We start from the raw sequence: 16,227 nt of genomic DNA, 5'->3' as shown, positions 1-16,227 counted from the left end.
GTTGCGATGACGACGAATACGCATTTTAGAGGTGATACTTTGAAGAAGGTTTGGCTCAACCGTTATCCGTCCGATGTTCCGGCGGATATCAATCCTGACCGTTATCAATCCCTGGTTGAACTCTTCGAACATGCCACGACGCGCTATGCTGACCAGCCAGCGTTCGTCAACATGGGCGAAGTGATGACGTTTCGTAAACTGGAAGAGCGCAGTCGTGCGTTCGCCGCCTATCTTCAGCAAGGGCTGGGGTTACAGAAGGGCGATCGCGTTGCGCTGATGATGCCGAACCTGCTGCAATATCCGGTCGCGCTGTTTGGTATTCTGCGCGCGGGCATGATTGCGGTGAACGTCAACCCGCTTTATACCCCGCGTGAGCTGGAACATCAGCTCAACGACAGCGGTGCGGCAGCGATTGTGATCGTCTCCAACTTTGCCCATACCCTGGAAAAAGTCGTCGAAAAAACCCAGGTGAAGCACGTTATTCTCACGCGCATGGGCGATCAGCTTTCCACCGCGAAAGGTACGCTGGTTAACTTTGTGGTGAAGTACATCAAGCGCCTGGTGCCGAAATACCATCTGCCGGATGCTATCTCTTTCCGTCGCGCGCTGCATAACGGCTATCGACTTCAGTACGTTAAACCCGATATTACCCCTGATGACCTCGCCTTTCTGCAATACACTGGCGGCACTACCGGCGTGGCGAAAGGCGCGATGCTCACGCACCGCAATATGCTCGCCAACCTCGAACAGGTTAACGCCACCTACGGGCCGTTGTTGCATCGCGGTACGGAGCTGGTGATCACTGCGCTGCCGCTGTATCACATCTTTGCGCTCACCATGAACTGCCTGCTGTTTATCGAACTGGGCGGTAAGAACGTGTTAATCACCAACCCGCGCGATATTCCGGGGCTGGTGAAAGAGCTGGCAAAATATCCGTTTACCGCGATGACCGGGGTGAACACCCTGTTCAACGCGCTGCTGAACAACAAAGAATTCCAGCAGCTCGATTTTTCGACGCTGCATCTCTCGGCGGGCGGCGGCATGCCGGTACAGAATGCGGTTGCCGAACGCTGGGTAAAACTGACCGGGCAGTACCTGCTGGAAGGTTACGGCCTGACGGAATGCTCGCCGCTGGTGAGCGTCAACCCGCACGATATCGACTATCACAGCGGCAGTATTGGTCTGCCGGTGCCGTCCACCGACGTTAAGCTGGTGGATGACGACGATAACGAAGTGCCGCACGGCGAGCCGGGTGAACTGTGCGTGAAAGGGCCGCAGGTGATGCTGGGCTACTGGCAGCGTCCGGACGCGACGGATGAAATCATCAAAGACGGCTGGCTGCATACCGGTGATATTGCGGTGATGGATGACGAGGGCTTCCTGCGTATCGTCGATCGCAAGAAAGATATGATTCTGGTTTCTGGCTTCAATGTGTATCCGAACGAAATCGAAGACGTGGTGATGCAGCATCCTGGTGTTCAGGAAGTGGCGGCCGTCGGCGTACCGGCGGGCAGCAGCGGCGAACTGGTGAAGATTTTTGTCGTCAAGAAGGACGCTTCGTTAACCGATGAAGCGCTCATCACCTTCTGCCGTCGTCAGTTAACGGGCTATAAAGTGCCGAAACTTGTCGAATTCCGTGATGAATTACCGAAGTCTAACGTTGGTAAGATTTTGAGACGAGAATTACGTGACGAAGCACGTGCTAAAGTAGAGAATAAAGGCTGAGAAATTTCTAAGTCGCCAGACGCCGGCTATGCCGGCGTTTTTATTGGGCGCAATCTAAGAGAGTATGATTTGAACTATCAGATGATCACCACCAACGAAGCGCTGAGCACCTTGTGCGAAGCCGTTGCGCAGGTTACTTCCATCGCGCTGGACACCGAGTTTGTCCGCACCCGTACCTATTATCCGCAGCTGGGACTCATTCAGCTGTTTGATGGCCAGCAAACGTCGCTTATCGATCCGCTCGGCATTACCGACTGGTCTCCGTTGCAGGCGATTTTGCAGGACACCCGCATCACTAAGTTCCTGCATGCGGGTAGTGAAGACCTGGAAGTGTTTCTGAATGTATTCGGTTCAATGCCAAAACCGCTGATTGATACCCAAATTCTGGCCGCGTTTTGCGGCCGCCCGATGTCCTGGGGTTTTGCGGCGATGGTGGAAGAGTATACCGGCGTCAAACTGGACAAAAGCGAATCGCGAACCGACTGGCTGGCGCGCCCGCTTACCGAGCGTCAATGCATCTATGCGGCCGCAGACGTCTGGTATCTGCTGCCTATCGCGCACAAGTTGATGGCGGAAACCGAGCAGGCAGGGCGCTTAGACGCCGCACTGGATGAGTGCCGACTCATGCAGCAGCGTCGTCAGGAAGTGGTTGACCCGGCAGAAGCCTGGCGCGACATCACCAACGCCTGGCAGCTACGTACGCGTCAACTGGCGTGCCTGCAACTGCTTGCCGACTGGCGTCTGCGCAAAGCTCGTGAGCGCGATTTGGCGGTGAATTTTGTGGTGCGTGAAGAACATCTGTGGAGCGTGGCGCGCTATATGCCGGGCAGCATGGGGGAGCTCGACAGCCTGGGCCTTTCCGGTAGCGAAATCCGCTTCCATGGTAAAACGCTGCTGAGCCTGGTGGCGAAAGCGCAGGCGCTGCCGGATGACGCACTGCCAGAGCCGCTGCTGAACCTGATGGACATGCCAGGCTATCGCAAAGCGTTTAAAGAGATTAAAGCGCTGGTGCAGGAAGTGGGGCAGGAATCTGGTGTAAGTGCTGAACTGCTGGCGTCGCGTCGCCAGATTAACCAGTTGCTGAACTGGCACTGGCAGCTGAAAACCTTCGCCAGCGCACCAGAGATGATCTCCGGCTGGCGCGGCGAGCTGCTGAGTGGCCGTCTTGACGCGCTGCTCGCCGAGTATCCGCGCTAAAAAAGAAACCCCGGTGGCCTGCGCCTTCCGGGGTTTTTTCTCACATCGACCAGCAATATCAGGACTTAGATTCTTCCGCTTCCGGTAAGGTCACGTTAAGTTCCAGAATCGAGATATCCCCGTCTTTCTGCTCCAGCTGTACGGTCACCATTTCCGGGTCAATCTGAATGTATTTGCAGATGACCTCCAGGATGTCCTTACGCAGCTGCGGCAGGTAATGCGGTTCAGCATCGCTGCGGCGACGTTCTGCCACAATAATCTGTAAGCGTTCTTTCGCGATATTCGCGGTGCTCTTTTTTCGTGAGAGAAAAAAGTCGAGTAATGCCATGATTTATCCTCCGAACAGGCGTTTGAGGAAACCTTTCTTCTCTTCTTCAATGAAGCGGAAAGGACGTTCTTCTCCCAACAGACGATCCACGGTGTCAGCGTAGGCTTTACCTGCATCGGACACCGCATCCAGAATAACCGGTTCACCCTGGTTGGATGCGCGCAGTACAGATTGATCTTCCGGGATAACGCCGACCAGTTTGATGCGCAGAATTTCCAGCACATCTTCCATGCTCAGCATATCGCCTTTGTTTACGCGACCCGGATTGTAGCGGGTCAGCAGAAGGTGTTCTTTGATAGGTTCTTCACCGTTTTCCGCACGACGCGATTTCGAGGCCAGAATGCCCAGAATGCGGTCGGAGTCGCGCACGGAAGAGACTTCCGGGTTGGTGGTGATGATTGCTTCATCGGCGAAATAGAGCGCCATTAGCGCGCCGGTTTCGATACCCGCCGGGGAGTCGCAGACCACAAAGTCGAACTCCATCTTCTTCAGTTCTTCGAGTACTTTCGCGACGCCTTCGCGGGTCAATGCGTCTTTATCACGGGTCTGCGAGGCCGGAAGAATAAACAGATTTTCCGTGCGCTTATCTTTGATTAGCGCCTGGTTCAGCGTAGCATCGCCCTGAATAACGTTAACGAAATCATACACAACACGGCGTTCACAGCCCATAATCAGGTCGAGGTTTCGCAGGCCGATATCGAAATCGATAACGACAGTTTTCTTTCCCTTCTGCGCCAAACCAGTCGCGATGGCCGCGCTGGAGGTGGTTTTGCCCACGCCCCCTTTACCCGAAGTCACAACAATAATGCGTGCCATAGAAATTCCTTGTTAAAAGGGATTAATTAAACGGTTGAATTGTCAAAGCGCTGTCGTCTAAACGCAGACGCGCCGCTTTGCCATAAAACTCGGCTGGGATCTTATCGCTCAGCCAATATTCCCCGGCAATGGACATCAATTCCGCTGCCAGATGTGTACAAAAAATTTGTGCCTCACGGTCACCGGCAGCGCCAGCCAGCACGCGTCCCCGCATCATGCCATACACATGAATGTTACCATCAGCGATAAGCTCAGCGCCTGCGCTCACGTGGTTTGTAACAATCAGATCACAGTTTGGCGCATAAATGCGCTGACCGGAACGAACCGGCATATCAATCAATCGCGTTTTTGTGATCGTGCTAACAGTTGGGGCAGGTTCTGGCAGAGGTTGCGGTTCGACGGGAGCAGGGCGGGTGATTTTTTCTTTACCCTCAGTGAGTAAAGGCAGCCCCGCTTTGTCGATTTCCGCTTTCATGCGCGGGTTCTTCGCGCCGCTCACGCCCACAATTCGCAAACCCGCAGCGTTAATCGCCTGCTGCAACGGCTGCCATTGGGTTGTCTCTTCCAGACTACTGACGTTTACCACCACCGGCGCGTGACGAAAAAAAGCCGGAGCCTGAGCCACCTTGTCTTCTAACGCCTGACGAATAATCTCGGGATTTGCCTCATGCAAATGCACCACTGATAAAGTGAAGCTACTGCCTTTAAGTTCGATTGGCGTGTTTGACATCCTGGCCTTACTCAATTTGCTATTTATCATCCAGCACAATGCGGTGATATTCCGAAGACTATCAGGCATGTTATAGTCACTGATATATAGAGGCAAGTCACCACGGGCTTAAATAAGAGTAAAAACATGTTTTGTGTGATCTACCGGAGCGCTAAACGCGACCAAACCTATCTTTATGTCGAAAAAAGAGACGATTTCTCCCGCGTGCCTGAGGAGCTGATGAAAGGCTTCGGACAACCGCAGCTGGCGATGCTGCTGCCGCTCGACGGGCGTAAGCAGCTGGTGAATGCGGACCTCGAGAAGGTAAAACAGGCCCTCAAAGAGCAGGGATATTATTTGCAGATCCCGCCGCCGCCTGAGAATTTACTGAAACAGCATCTGGCCGAATCAGGTAAACCGCAAGATTAATCCTGGTCCGTTATTGATGTTGGTCGAAAAATGAGTCTATTAGTTATAACAAATATGTTTGAAAAACGAATAGGGGAAACGAATGTATCAGCATCATAACTGGCAAGGGGCATTGCTGGATTATCCTGTCAGCAAAGTCGTCTGTGTCGGCAGTAATTACGCAAAGCACATTCAGGAAATGGGCAGCGCTATTCCGGATGAGCCGGTGTTGTTTATCAAACCGGAAACCGCGCTTTGTGATATTCGCCAACCGCTGGTGTTGCCGCAAGGGCTGGGCTCTGTGCATCATGAAGTCGAACTGGCGGTGCTGATTGGCGCAACATTGCGTCAGGCAACCGAAGAACACGTTCAGAAAGCGATTGCGGGCTATGGTGTGGCGCTGGATCTCACGCTGCGCGATGTGCAGGGAAAAATGAAGAAAGCGGGGCAACCGTGGGAAAAAGCCAAAGGCTTTGATAATTCCTGCCCGATTTCTGGTTTTATTCCGGCTGCCGAATTCGAAAGTGATCCGCAGAATACGCCGCTCGCGTTAACGGTTAACGGCGAGGTGCGCCAGCAGGGAACGACGGCAGACATGATCCACAAAATCATCCCGCTGATTGCCTACATGAGCCGCTTCTTCACCCTCAAGCCAGGCGATGTTGTGTTGACCGGTACCCCCGAAGGCGTGGGGCCACTGCTGAGCGGCGATGAACTGACCGTACAGTTCAACGGCCTTTCCCTCTCTACCCGCGTACTGTAATCCCTTCTTGCCGCCCTGATTGGGCGGCAAAACTTGCATCCCTGTGCCAGACTGGTTATAAGGTGCACCCTGGTTTTTGATGTGGACATCCTTATGAGCGAATTACCTTTCTGGCAAAGCAAAACTCTCGACGAAATGACTGACGCCGAGTGGGAATCGCTGTGCGATGGCTGCGGGCAATGCTGCCTGCATAAACTGATGGATGAAGACACGGATGAAATCTATTTCACCAACGTTGCCTGCCGTCAGCTGAACATCAAAACCTGTCAGTGCCGTAACTACGAACGCCGCTTCGAATATGAGCCGGACTGCATCAAACTCACCCGCGAGAATTTGCCCACCTTTGAATGGTTACCGCATACCTGCGCCTATCGTCTGCTGGCGGAAGGGAAAGGTCTGCCGGAGTGGCATCCGCTGCTGACGGGCTCAAAAGCCGCGATGCATGGCGAGCGTATTTCGGTGCGTCATATTGCGGTGAAAGAGTCGGAAGTGCGCGACTGGCAGGACCATATTATGAATAAGCCTGAGTGGGCGGATTGATGCGTTGAATTGAAAGGAGTTTTTGCTTACTGATTTTGTGCCTGGGGCATGAGTGGGGCATTACCTCCGAAATTAGCGTTCAAAATGTCCATCTGGTTGCCGTTATTATCGGTCATCCATTTTCCGTAAACGTTGTAAACCATCTGTGCAGATGTGTGTCCCATCTGCGAGGCAATGAAGTTTGGGTTAGCCCCGGCGCTTAATGCCCAGCATGCAAAAGTGTGTCTTGATTCATATGCCCGGCGATGGCGTATTCCGGCGCGCTTAAGCATGCTGTTCCAGGTGGTGCCAAACGAACCTGTTGCATACCATTCTCCTCCTTTTCCATTTCTGGCAGTTAATTTCGGTACGAAGACGAACGTGCACGGATCCTGTCGAATCTTTCCGAACTCGCGAAGATGCACATCAATGCAGTGTTGCTTCCCCATGCGGGTGTAGGCCATCTGGATCTTCAGTGCCTGGATAGCGGCCTCGGTAAGAGTGATGGTCCTGACGCCGGCTTCAGTTTTGGGGGGAGTAAAATGGCCTTTTATCGCGATATTGCGGCTGATTGTTATCGTCCAGTTTTTCAGGTCGATATCCTCCCAGGCCAGGGCGCAGATTTCACCATGGCGCATTCCTGTATTCACAGCAAGGATCCAGAGGTTGCGAATCTGTTCAGATGGGCAGGTGTCAAGCAGTCGCCAGTATTCTTCACGCGTTAGTGGGTCTGGATCCGCCCGGCTTTTGCGTAACGGCTCAATCCCTTCAAATGGTGATTTACCAATATACCCATTTTGTACTGCGAACCTGAACATCCCCCCCAGACAACTCATATAGACGTTTACCGTTCGTACTGTCCTTCCTTTTTTCAGCGAACGGTTAACCTGAAACTTTCCGCATATCTGATAACCCGTTAGTAGTTCTTTCCTGAGCAGCAGGATATCCTCATTACATACAGCAGCAACAGCGGTTGTTTCACCCAACATTTGTGTGCAGATTTTGATGTATGAGGTGTAGCGGTTATGTGCGTTTTGAGTAATCTCCATCCGCTTCAATTCAAGCCAGCGATCAGCCAGATTTTTTATTGTCACGCCCGGGCGAACAAAACCGAACTTGCGTAGATTCGGTGAATCAGGAAATTGAGTAGCATAGTTAAATGAACCCATTTTTATGGAAAAGCAGATGGAGGTTCGCAATTCACCAGCCACTTTTCGGTTCTTTGGCGTGTCCAGAACGCCAAGACTTTCGCGAACTCTTATCCCCTGATACATGAACCATATTCGCAGCGTTCCGCCGTGATTTTCCACTCCTGTTGGATACTTAGTCATAAATCATCCTCGTGGTTGATAGGAGGGGGTATTTAAGCAGATTTTTGACGGGGGATCGCCGGGCGTTGACGTTCGACCCAGTTATCAATCTCATGACGGTTGTAAAGTATTGGACTGTTGTCCTTCGGCTGGCAGTCGCCGGAATAGTGTCGATACTCGCGACCTTCCAGCCAGGACTTTTCGCGAGCAGATTTAATGGCATTTTTAGTGAGGCCGGTAATCGTCATCAGCACCTCTTCAGATACCCATTTATTTGGCGTCAGTTGGATAATGTCGCTCATGGTTTTCTCCAGGCAAAAAAAACGCCCGGGCGAGCCGGGCCAAAACGAGGGTTGGTTACATCCGATAACCGACTCAGTGAATCGGCTATCAGTTTCGATATCAGAGAAAATAGAAGAATGAGTCCGATTTAGTCCTTATGGCGACCCATGCACTCACCATTTTCCCTGTCTTAGCCGCGTGGTGGACATTGGCGATAAATTGCATTTTCTGAGTGTTGCTTCGCCAGTGGTTCATACCAAGCTGTCTTCGTGCTGCTGCGTTACTTTTCATAATCTCTCCTCATGCCGCGCGCTGGGCTCGCAGCTTCTTCAGATGTTCTGCTGTTTCTATTTCTTCGGCGACCCGCTCGGCCTGTGCTTTGGTCAGCGGCTCGAATTCCTGGTTAAAGCGGCCCATGCTGGCGATGCAGGTGCGACCGTTGCGGACGTAGTGGATGACTTCGTGGGTAGCGCGGAGGATTTTGCAGGGCGCGCCGTGGGGATCGGCGTACCAGGTATTAGGCTGGATTATCCTGAACATTGGCTGACTCCTGCATCATGAGGAATACAATCATTGCTCCGCGCAACGGGTTGGACTGGTACTGAACGCGGCATTCATCGAACTGGTCAACAGCATTCCACCACTCAGAACTGGCATCTTCAGCGCAATCCCAAACCAGACTAATGCGATTCTTCAGAATGATCGGACCCGCATTCTCCCAGCAAAGAGTTGGCGCATATTGCTCCCATGGGTTTTCACCATCGCTCACCCAAACAGTGTGTGGGCGAAGTTCGTGATATTTGCTCGTCATGCCGGTTGCTTTGCTATCGTCAATTTCCTGAACCAAAAGTCCATTTGCGATCGCCACTCGTTTGTTAATTTCAAAGTCGCTTAGCTTGCTGTAATCCATCACAAACCTCTCTGTTTGTTCCGAAGCTCAATTACGCTCTGGCATTCAGCACACGTCTGGCAGCCGGGAACGGCAGCGCGACGCAGCTCAGGGATATCTTCGCCGCACGCTTCGCATAACTCAGCAGACACGAGATTACCGGTACGGCGATGCTTACTGAGTGCGAAGTTACGTTGTAACTCTTCGATTTCTGCTGCTGAATCAATAATGTCCGCCATATCAGTACTCCCTGAATTGCTTGTTCATCACACCGATAGTCCATGTGAAGAGAGTGAATGGAATGCCCAGGGCTTTGAGCTTCTCGAAATGCTTCTTGAGCAGTGGGCGACTTACCGCGTCGAATTTCGGCTTTGGCTTCTGGTTCATTGCGGCTTTGAGTTCTTCGTTACAGCGCCGGGCGGTAGATATAAATGCGTTACGCTGTTCCTGAGTTTTTGGCATCATGCGGCCTCCCGTCGAGCGAGTAGTTTGTTGCCGAAGGTCATTAAGTGGTCACGCTCAACCGTTGTGAACAGGCAGTGGGTGCGTGGGTACGGTCGCCAGATAATAAGCATCGACCCTTTGTTATTTCCCGAGACTGGCTTACCGGTGACCGGGTTAATGAATGCCAGCCGTCCGGCGGTGATGAAGCGAACCTCGCTGGCGGTCTGGATTGCCTCCTTGAACCAGCCTACCGATGTGTCTGCTGGAACCAGCATGACCGTGCCGATCTGATTGGCGCTTTCGGCTGCGGCCTTTTTAACGAATGGTGTGATATCGCTATATGGTGGATTCAGCCAGGCGAGTGGAAAGGGTGGCGACATTGTGTCGTATACCGCCCGGGTCAGATACCGAAGAACGACATCATCGTGCTGGCGCAGCACCTCATGCAGCACGGCGTCGTAGGTAAAGCCAAAGTCCGCCAGTTGCAACGTCACGAAACTGGTGAACGTATTACAGAGTTTAAGGCCTTCGACTACATCAGCGCGGCACGTAGTCACTTCGGCATGAATCGCGCCGAAGCCTCTCAGTTAACGATGACCGAATTTCAGATGCTTCTGGCGGCTAAATATCCAGAACAGAAAGGTTTTACAAGAGAAGAGTACGACGCTGTAGCGGATGCTTATCTTGCCCGAAGAGCCAAGCGGGCAAGACAATTAGCGCTATAGTAGTGAGGTTCGAAATCTAGAGTCTTTTAGGTGGCAAACTTTCCACAAGATTTTCATTAAATAGCGAATCGCTTATTTTTTCATATTCTTGAACCGAGGTTAACATGCCATCTATTTTAACTATTAACTCTCTAACTATCTGGTAATCTTTATCTTTTTTATCTACCCTCTTGAATTCTGTTTTGGACCTGGAAAAGTCCTCGATTATTTGATCAAAATCACTGCTAGAGAAACTAGCTCCATTTTCCTTGGTTGAGCTTATTCTGTGTTCAATATTTTTTAATTCATTAACTAAATCTTTAATCATTTTATGCCTCCCGCTGCATGTCTTTTAAATTGAAAATGAGAACGGTGAATATCACTAAAAATACTTTATAAAACATTCCATAAACAGGAAAGATAATTATCTGGAGAATGACATGGCAGGTGAGAAGAACGCCGGTAGCATCGTTTATGAAATCAGCGCCGACGTTGAGCCGCTGTTGCAGGGCGGGAAACAGGCCATTGATGCTCTGGATAAACTGGATGCTGCGGCCCAGCAGTCTGGCAAGGGAATGGATAACCTCGATCAGAGCACATCTCAAACCGGGACCGCGTTTACAGAACTGGCTGGTTATGCCAACTCTATGGATAACCAACTGCGCAAGCTTAACACCAATGTGAGCGGAATCGCCCGCGCAATGGAAGAAGCCCGCAGCGGGACCGGCGGTGCTAACAGTGAGTTCAATCGCGCTGAATCCATCATCGAGGCGCTGGGTAACCAACTCGCTGTGCTGGACGAAGCGCAGGAGAATGGCGCGCGCAGTGCTGCTGTGCTTGCAGCTCAGCTTCGCGCCGGGTCAAAAGCGACCGACGAAGAGAAGCAGAAGATCGGCGAGTTAACTGGTCGCCTGTATGACATGAAAACAGGAGTGGAGACCGGTGCCAAAGGAACTGGAGCTTGGAAAAACAGCATGCAACAGGCCGGGTACCAGGTTCAGGACTTTATCATTCAGGTTCAGGGCGGCCAGTCCGCGCTAGTTGCATTTGCACAGCAGGGTTCTCAACTTGCCGGTGCATTTGGGCCGGGCGGTGCGGTAATTGGTTCTGTTATCGCCCTGAGCTCTGTTCTGGCCGGTGTACTCATTACTTCTCTTAATGGCGGCAAGAGCGCCATGGATGCGCTGAAAGACGCAGCCGAGGCGATGGATAAGGTCATTACCATTTCCCAAAATGGCGTGGCCGCTCTGTCTGATAAGTACGCATTGCTCGCGAAAACGAATACCGAAGTAGCAACGCTGATGCGTAACCAGGCGTTGCTGGAATACAACGAGGCTATCAACAAGATACCGAAGGCGATTAGCGATGCTTCGAGCTCGTTACTTTCCTTCGGCGATAATAGGTACAGCATCAGGATTGAGCGTACAAGAAGCAATAGACTCAGGAAAACGCAGCATTGAATCTGTTCACAGGAAGAAAAAGATTTTTGAGATGGATTGGGCATTCCCAGACTATAACCAATTATTGTCTTTGTACGAATATTCAATATTAATACCTCAGGGGCTTGCTATTGATAATAGCCACTACTATGTGGCATACACCTCAAATACCAGTAATGGCACTAATTTATGGCATTGGATCGTCATGTACAAAAGAGATGACGGTGCTTATATTGGGTGCTTTTCAATACCAAATACAAACAATCTTTCATATCCTGAGTCATTATATGTAAGGGATGTCGGTGGAAGTAAATATATTTATACGACAATAAACGGTAATGCAGTGGGGTATGATATTACTTCGTTGCCGGCTAATCTTGGTCAGGTAACAACTTCAGTATTTACAAAAACCGGTGTATCTGCCTTTGCACCATCTAATGAAGGGTTGGCATGCTATCTCTCTGACTTTCAAGATGTGTTTGTAGTTCAGGTTGATTGGTCAGGAAATGTTGTAGGTATTGTCACTCTAAGTGATGCCGTTCAGACATTGACAGGTAAGCCATCGCCATACACATCCACGCGAACTAAGGTTCAGTCAAGAATTATGAGTAACGGAAAGATCATAATGGTGGGAGGCGCTCAATTTAAGAGTGAAGATTCAAACCAAAACAGACTACCTGCATTTGCTCCATCATATATACATGCAAATGGTGATGGAACCCTATCAGATGTGTATGTGTACGATCCGATTAGCTTTTTAAATAAGGTCGCCGGTGTAAATACCGCACATGCTGTTGAAAATGAAGGTGTTGCATATAGCCCTGAAGGTAAGATCTATAGTCTTTGGTATTATGAGATTCAATCGCCTTACACGATAAAGATTTTTATTGTTGAAGAAAACTCAACCGATGAGGATTCTGTTGTTCTAGAAGATGATGTTCAAAACGTTCTGCTAGGTGGCGGTTTTAATAAAAACATTATTCGCTCATACGATAATTCAAGGTTTAACCCATATACAGGAGTTAGTTTTTCAAACTGTGAATCGGTATGCGAATTAATGAGAAATGGTCTTATCGATGGGCCATTGACGCTTTACGTAGCAAGCACATTTTATTTTAATACCGCCAATACATACCCAGTTCCTTCAGGATCGAAAATTGTTTTTACCCGCATAAATGCCGGAACAGTTTTCATGGAGGTAACAAGTGGTGGGATGTGTACCACAATTACCTCTACAGGCTTGGGTCAACTGACATTTAATAAAGGACAAATTGGCGGTAACAATACCGACCCTTGGTTTGGAACTGGTGATTTTGCAATACTTGGAATGGGCGGGTTAGGGGTGGTAGCAACTAAGAGAAGTGGCACGGCACAATCTGTACATCATCGATTTGAGAATGCAAATGGTGTAGTGGGAACCATTGAAACAACATCAAATGCTACTCTTTACAATACAGCCTCAGACTTACGCCTGAAAAACATCATCGGGGAGTTTGATGGATTATCAATAGTAAGAAGAATAATTGAGGATGGAGGTGCAAAAGAAGCTGAGTTTAAAAATGACGAGGGTAACCACTACCCTATGCTTATAGCCCAATCAGTAAATAAGTATATGCCATCAGCAGTATCAGTAGGCGAAGATGGTATAATGCGTGTTGATTATAGTAAGTTGATGCCTATTGTATTAAAGGCAGTATACGAACTTATAAAATAAACGCCCCTGCAGGGGCGCTCTACTATTTATAATGCTTTGTTTCTAAGAGGATTTCACCACTAGATCTTTTATATGCTCCAAACGAAATGCATTCAACTTTGTCATAGTTTAAGTTTTTGATTCTAACGTAGGTGAAATGCCTGCCGCCTATATTTACTGTTCTCATTGGGAGTGATGTACCTTTAGACACTAGCTTGCCATCAATGATGGGCTTTATGAATAGCATAAAATCATTTGCATAAGGTACATTTGCCTTATTCTTGAACTCAAGAATGTATAAAGACTCATTTCTAAATGGGTCATTATATGAATAGATGCCTTTTGCAATATTGCCAGAGATGTCCATGTCAATATTATAGTTATATTTTTTTAATAACACAGAGTAGTCAAAAGGAGCATCGTAGGCATCAATTTTCTTCATTCCATAAAATGCAGCCATATATGGAGAATTATATGTATCAAATTTATCTCCATCTTTCATCAGTCCCAGAAAATAAAATGCAGGTATCGAGACATCTTTAAGCCCTGCATTCTTGGCTTCTTTAATTAGTTGAGTTCTAAGTAGTGACTGTTGTGTTGTTTGTTTATATGCTAAATACATGCTTGCGTATGAAGGGATGAATAAAAACAAAGCTACTGCAATTGATACAGCGGAAGTAATTATATACATTTTCCCTATGTTATATAAAACTATCGAAAATGAACACAGAAGGAATATAAACTGCCCATTCATTGCTCTTGGTGGGTAACCAGGAGAAGCTACCATTATAAAATTGGCACACAAGAATGCCATGAAAAACATAAGAGCAAGTGAATTATATTTATTACAATTGAATCTTTTGTTCACCAATATTGCAATGCAAGCAAACATAAACAATGCAAGAGAAACCCATATATGCGAGAAAACATCAGGCATAGTAACATATAGATGCTTGAATATCTTTTGAAGTAATGATGTTTCACGCCATGATTCAAGTGACTTTCCTGCTGCCCGTGCAAAATTACCAGGAGCAAGTAGCATTGCAGATGCACCTATTATTGATGACACACATGCAAAAATTAATGATTTACCAACTTGCCCATGCATAAACCTGTAGTATGCGCTTATAGACAGCATGCACAGGACAAGGGTAAGGCATGTATTTTCATTTGACCAGCCGGCAACAATACCAAGAATTGATATGATAAAAAGAGAACTATATTTATTATAGTTGTTTTCTCTATATTCAATAGCTTTTCTAATGAATAGAACAATAAATAGTGATGTCCACATGTAGTTAGCACTACCCACGATCCAGAACATTACTTGCCCCAGATTAGGGTTTGACACCCAATAAACTAAAAAGATTATTATGGCGTTGATTGTAACACGTCTATAGTCTACTTCCTTATTAATAGCTGATGGAAGCATAGAGATGTTATAAATCAACAGTGCGCTACCCATACTATTTAGTAATGCAGCTATCGTATGATTATTAAAGCTAAGAATGATAGTGCTTGCATAATCTGCCGTCACTCTACCGCTCCATGTAAGATAGTGATTTACATGGTGAATTGGATTAAGTCCAATTAGTGAATATGGAAAATCATCTGAATGCATTGGCGTGTATAAAGCAATGACAGATATAAGGGAGTAAATAACAATCATTACAAATAGAAGTATGATTTTATCAGCTTTCATTTTCATTTGTCCCTTCCTTTAAAATATAGCGAGGGCGTTTTTTAACCTCGACATAAATTCTACCAATGTACTCGCCAAGAACACCTATACCTATAAGCTGGATGCCGCCAAGGAAAAGTATGGAAACGAGTAGAGACGGATAGCCAGGGACGCTGTTTCCGAAAAATATTTTATCTAAAATCATCCATGCGCCATACAGGAAGGATAATCCGGCAACAAATAGACCGATGTACGTCCACATGCGCAATGGGAATGTTGAGAAGCTTGTGATGCCTTCCAGAGCAAGGTTCCAAAGCTTCCAGCCATTAAATTTGGAATCTCCAGCCACACGTTCTGCACGTGCATATTCAACGACATCAGTCCTTCCACCAACCCAACTAAGAACGCCCTTCATGAAGAGATTGCGTTCTGGTAATTGCTTAATGTTTTCGACAACTTCGCGAGACATCAGACGAAAATCGCCAACGTTTTCTTCAATTTTTGGTGAGCTAATCTTATTGTGCAGTTTGTAAAACCACTCTGCTGACTTGCGCTTCAGCCGGCTATCTGTCGAGCGATCTGAACGTTTAGCAAGAACCATGTCGGCTCCTGATTGCCATTTCTCAATAAGATGAGGAATGACCTCAATCGGATCTTGCAGGTCAACATCAATCGGAATTACAGCATCGCCAGTGGCGTGCTCAAGCCCGGCAAACAGAGCTGGCTCTTTGCCAAAGTTCCTGGTGAATGAGAGTGGGGTAACTAACGAGTCAGAAACAGCAAACGCATTAATAATTGATTCTGTTGCGTCTTTGCTTCCGTCATTAATGAACACGATTTCAACATCGTATTGCTTTAGACCTTCGAACTCTCGCACCGTTTTATAGAAAATTGGTATCGTGTCCTCTTCATTGAAGACCGGAACGACCAGAGAAATTTTCATTTCGCTTCCCTAAAGACAATGAACTTAGAATAGAAAAAGCCACATACAAGGCTAATGGCGGAGAAAGCCACCAGTGTGACGATTGGCGGTAACCCACACCTGTCAGCAGCCCAACCTACCGCAGCACTCAACGTTCCCATAAACCCAACGTAAAGCATGTAACGCAGCGTGGAAGTGGATGCTTTAAAAGTGAACCTGGCGTTAGCATAGAAACTAAAGCTGACGGCTACCACGAACCCGGCAAAGTTCGCCAGTGCCTGGCTTGTTGATAGTCCATATATGCAAACACCAAACACAACCCAGTGAATGAGCGTGTTGAGTACGCCAATCGAAGTGTACTTAGCAAAAAGTTTTAACATTAGAAAAATCAGTCAATT

Annotated in this window: 21 protein-coding genes and 2 pseudogenes; 8 read left to right on the top strand and 15 right to left on the bottom strand. The window is 48.2% G+C overall.

The genetic code is table 11. The features are described from left to right. The first annotated feature begins 39 nt into the window (after positions 1-39). Both fadD and rnd read left to right on the top strand, forming a co-directional pair. Positions 40-1,725, top strand: a complete 1,686-nt coding sequence (gene fadD / locus AC1MKH_RS14580; protein WP_276219933.1) for a long-chain-fatty-acid--CoA ligase FadD — start codon at positions 40-42, stop codon at positions 1,723-1,725. Between the two features lie 69 nt (positions 1,726-1,794). Next, on the top strand, positions 1,795-2,922 hold the full coding sequence (gene rnd / locus AC1MKH_RS14575; protein WP_276219934.1) for a ribonuclease D: 1,128 nt from the start codon (positions 1,795-1,797) through the stop codon (positions 2,920-2,922). Positions 2,923-2,980: 58 nt separating this feature from the next. On the opposite strand, the gene minE is transcribed toward rnd, so the two are convergent. The 3 genes from minE to minC are packed head-to-tail and all read right to left on the bottom strand — an operon-like array spanning position 2,981 to position 4,796. After that, a complete protein-coding gene (gene minE / locus AC1MKH_RS14570; RefSeq protein ID WP_015964086.1) occupies positions 2,981-3,250 on the bottom strand; it encodes a cell division topological specificity factor MinE in 270 nt (89 codons plus the stop codon). Positions 3,251-3,253: 3 nt separating this feature from the next. Next, positions 3,254-4,066, bottom strand: a complete 813-nt coding sequence (minD, locus tag AC1MKH_RS14565) for a septum site-determining protein MinD (protein WP_015964087.1) — start codon at positions 4,064-4,066, stop codon at positions 3,254-3,256. 22 nt (positions 4,067-4,088) lie between these two features. After that, entirely contained in the window at positions 4,089-4,796 is a 708-nt protein-coding gene (gene minC, locus AC1MKH_RS14560; RefSeq protein ID WP_276219935.1) for a septum site-determining protein MinC, read from the bottom strand. A 126-nt stretch (positions 4,797-4,922) separates the two neighbouring features. On the opposite strand from minC, the gene AC1MKH_RS14555 reads away from it, so the two are divergent. The 3 genes from AC1MKH_RS14555 (at position 4,923) to ycgN (ending at position 6,486) form a co-directional block, all read left to right on the top strand. Next, positions 4,923-5,204, top strand: a complete 282-nt coding sequence (locus AC1MKH_RS14555) for a YcgL domain-containing protein (RefSeq protein WP_015964089.1) — start codon at positions 4,923-4,925, stop codon at positions 5,202-5,204. Between the two features lie 82 nt (positions 5,205-5,286). Next, positions 5,287-5,946: a fumarylacetoacetate hydrolase family protein gene (locus tag AC1MKH_RS14550; RefSeq protein ID WP_276219936.1), complete on the top strand. Its 660-nt coding sequence runs from the start codon at positions 5,287-5,289 to the stop codon at positions 5,944-5,946. 93 nt (positions 5,947-6,039) lie between these two features. Beyond that, complete coding sequence (gene ycgN / locus AC1MKH_RS14545; protein WP_231827041.1) at positions 6,040-6,486, top strand: cysteine cluster protein YcgN; 447 nt, start codon at positions 6,040-6,042, stop codon at positions 6,484-6,486. A gap of 26 nt (positions 6,487-6,512) precedes the next feature. Here ycgN and AC1MKH_RS14540 read toward each other — a convergent pair whose 3' ends face one another. The 8 genes from AC1MKH_RS14540 to AC1MKH_RS14505 all read right to left on the bottom strand — a co-directional run bounded on the left by AC1MKH_RS14540 (position 6,513) and on the right by AC1MKH_RS14505 (position 9,770). Next, entirely contained in the window at positions 6,513-7,796 is a 1,284-nt protein-coding gene (locus tag AC1MKH_RS14540) for an Arm DNA-binding domain-containing protein (RefSeq protein WP_276219937.1), read from the bottom strand. A gap of 32 nt (positions 7,797-7,828) precedes the next feature. Continuing rightward, positions 7,829-8,077, bottom strand: a complete 249-nt coding sequence (locus tag AC1MKH_RS14535; protein WP_187225275.1) for an excisionase family protein — start codon at positions 8,075-8,077, stop codon at positions 7,829-7,831. 100 nt (positions 8,078-8,177) lie between these two features. Next, positions 8,178-8,348, bottom strand: a complete 171-nt coding sequence (sra, locus tag AC1MKH_RS14530) for a stationary-phase-induced ribosome-associated protein (protein WP_276219938.1) — start codon at positions 8,346-8,348, stop codon at positions 8,178-8,180. Between the two features lie 9 nt (positions 8,349-8,357). Next, the gene (locus AC1MKH_RS14525) at positions 8,358-8,597 is read right to left on the bottom strand and encodes a DUF4222 domain-containing protein (RefSeq protein ID WP_276219939.1); all 240 of its coding nucleotides are present in this window, start codon (positions 8,595-8,597) and stop codon (positions 8,358-8,360) included. Beyond that, the gene (locus AC1MKH_RS14520; protein ID WP_113857075.1) at positions 8,575-8,967 is read right to left on the bottom strand and encodes a phage protein NinX family protein; all 393 of its coding nucleotides are present in this window, start codon (positions 8,965-8,967) and stop codon (positions 8,575-8,577) included. The genes AC1MKH_RS14525 and AC1MKH_RS14520 overlap by 23 nt, the downstream gene beginning before the upstream one ends. Beyond that, positions 8,967-9,185: a TraR/DksA family transcriptional regulator gene (locus AC1MKH_RS14515; protein ID WP_276219940.1), complete on the bottom strand. Its 219-nt coding sequence runs from the start codon at positions 9,183-9,185 to the stop codon at positions 8,967-8,969. Before AC1MKH_RS14515 ends, AC1MKH_RS14520 begins: the two co-directional genes overlap by 1 nt. 1 nt (position 9,186) lies before the next feature. Continuing rightward, positions 9,187-9,411 carry a hypothetical protein gene (locus tag AC1MKH_RS14510; RefSeq protein ID WP_276219941.1) on the bottom strand — a complete coding sequence of 75 codons (225 nt, stop codon included), beginning with the start codon at positions 9,409-9,411 and terminating at the stop codon, positions 9,187-9,189. Continuing rightward, a complete protein-coding gene (locus tag AC1MKH_RS14505; protein ID WP_327621909.1) occupies positions 9,408-9,770 on the bottom strand; it encodes a phage N-6-adenine-methyltransferase in 363 nt (120 codons plus the stop codon). Before AC1MKH_RS14505 ends, AC1MKH_RS14510 begins: the two co-directional genes overlap by 4 nt. Between AC1MKH_RS14505 and AC1MKH_RS14500 the strand changes: the two are divergent. Beyond that, positions 9,747-10,115, top strand: a pseudogene (locus AC1MKH_RS14500) (DUF6246 family protein); the annotation flags it as partial. The gene AC1MKH_RS14505 and the pseudogene AC1MKH_RS14500 sit on opposite strands and share 24 nt — an antisense overlap. Positions 10,116-10,131: 16 nt before the next feature. Here the strand turns inward: AC1MKH_RS14500 and AC1MKH_RS14495 are convergent. Continuing rightward, positions 10,132-10,422 (bottom strand): hypothetical protein, encoded by a 291-nt coding sequence (locus AC1MKH_RS14495; RefSeq protein ID WP_276219942.1) that lies wholly within the window; start codon positions 10,420-10,422, stop codon positions 10,132-10,134. A 112-nt stretch (positions 10,423-10,534) separates the two neighbouring features. On the opposite strand from AC1MKH_RS14495, the pseudogene AC1MKH_RS14490 reads away from it, so the two are divergent. After that, positions 10,535-11,491: pseudogene (locus tag AC1MKH_RS14490) on the top strand (tail protein (tape measure)); the annotation flags it as partial. Then, a complete protein-coding gene (locus AC1MKH_RS14485) occupies positions 11,460-13,247 on the top strand; it encodes a hypothetical protein (RefSeq protein WP_276219943.1) in 1,788 nt (595 codons plus the stop codon). The pseudogene AC1MKH_RS14490 and the gene AC1MKH_RS14485, both read left to right, overlap by 32 nt. 22 nt (positions 13,248-13,269) lie before the next feature. Here the strand turns inward: AC1MKH_RS14485 and AC1MKH_RS14480 are convergent, their stop codons facing one another. From AC1MKH_RS14480 to AC1MKH_RS14470, 3 genes are read right to left on the bottom strand one after another with little or no spacing between them, the layout of a single operon-like run. Continuing rightward, on the bottom strand, positions 13,270-14,934 hold the full coding sequence (locus tag AC1MKH_RS14480) for a DUF3329 domain-containing protein (RefSeq protein ID WP_276219944.1): 1,665 nt from the start codon (positions 14,932-14,934) through the stop codon (positions 13,270-13,272). Beyond that, positions 14,918-15,850 carry a glycosyltransferase family 2 protein gene (locus AC1MKH_RS14475; protein ID WP_276219945.1) on the bottom strand — a complete coding sequence of 311 codons (933 nt, stop codon included), beginning with the start codon at positions 15,848-15,850 and terminating at the stop codon, positions 14,918-14,920. Before AC1MKH_RS14475 ends, AC1MKH_RS14480 begins: the two co-directional genes overlap by 17 nt. Further along, positions 15,847-16,209, bottom strand: coding sequence for a GtrA family protein (locus AC1MKH_RS14470; protein WP_267659829.1), 363 nt, complete (start codon positions 16,207-16,209; stop codon positions 15,847-15,849). Before AC1MKH_RS14470 ends, AC1MKH_RS14475 begins: the two co-directional genes overlap by 4 nt. Positions 16,210-16,227 lie beyond the last annotated feature (18 nt).

The sequence above is a fragment of the Pseudocitrobacter sp. CD920760 genome, assembly GCF_057782505.1.
This window is presented reverse-complemented; position numbering and strand designations above follow the sequence as displayed.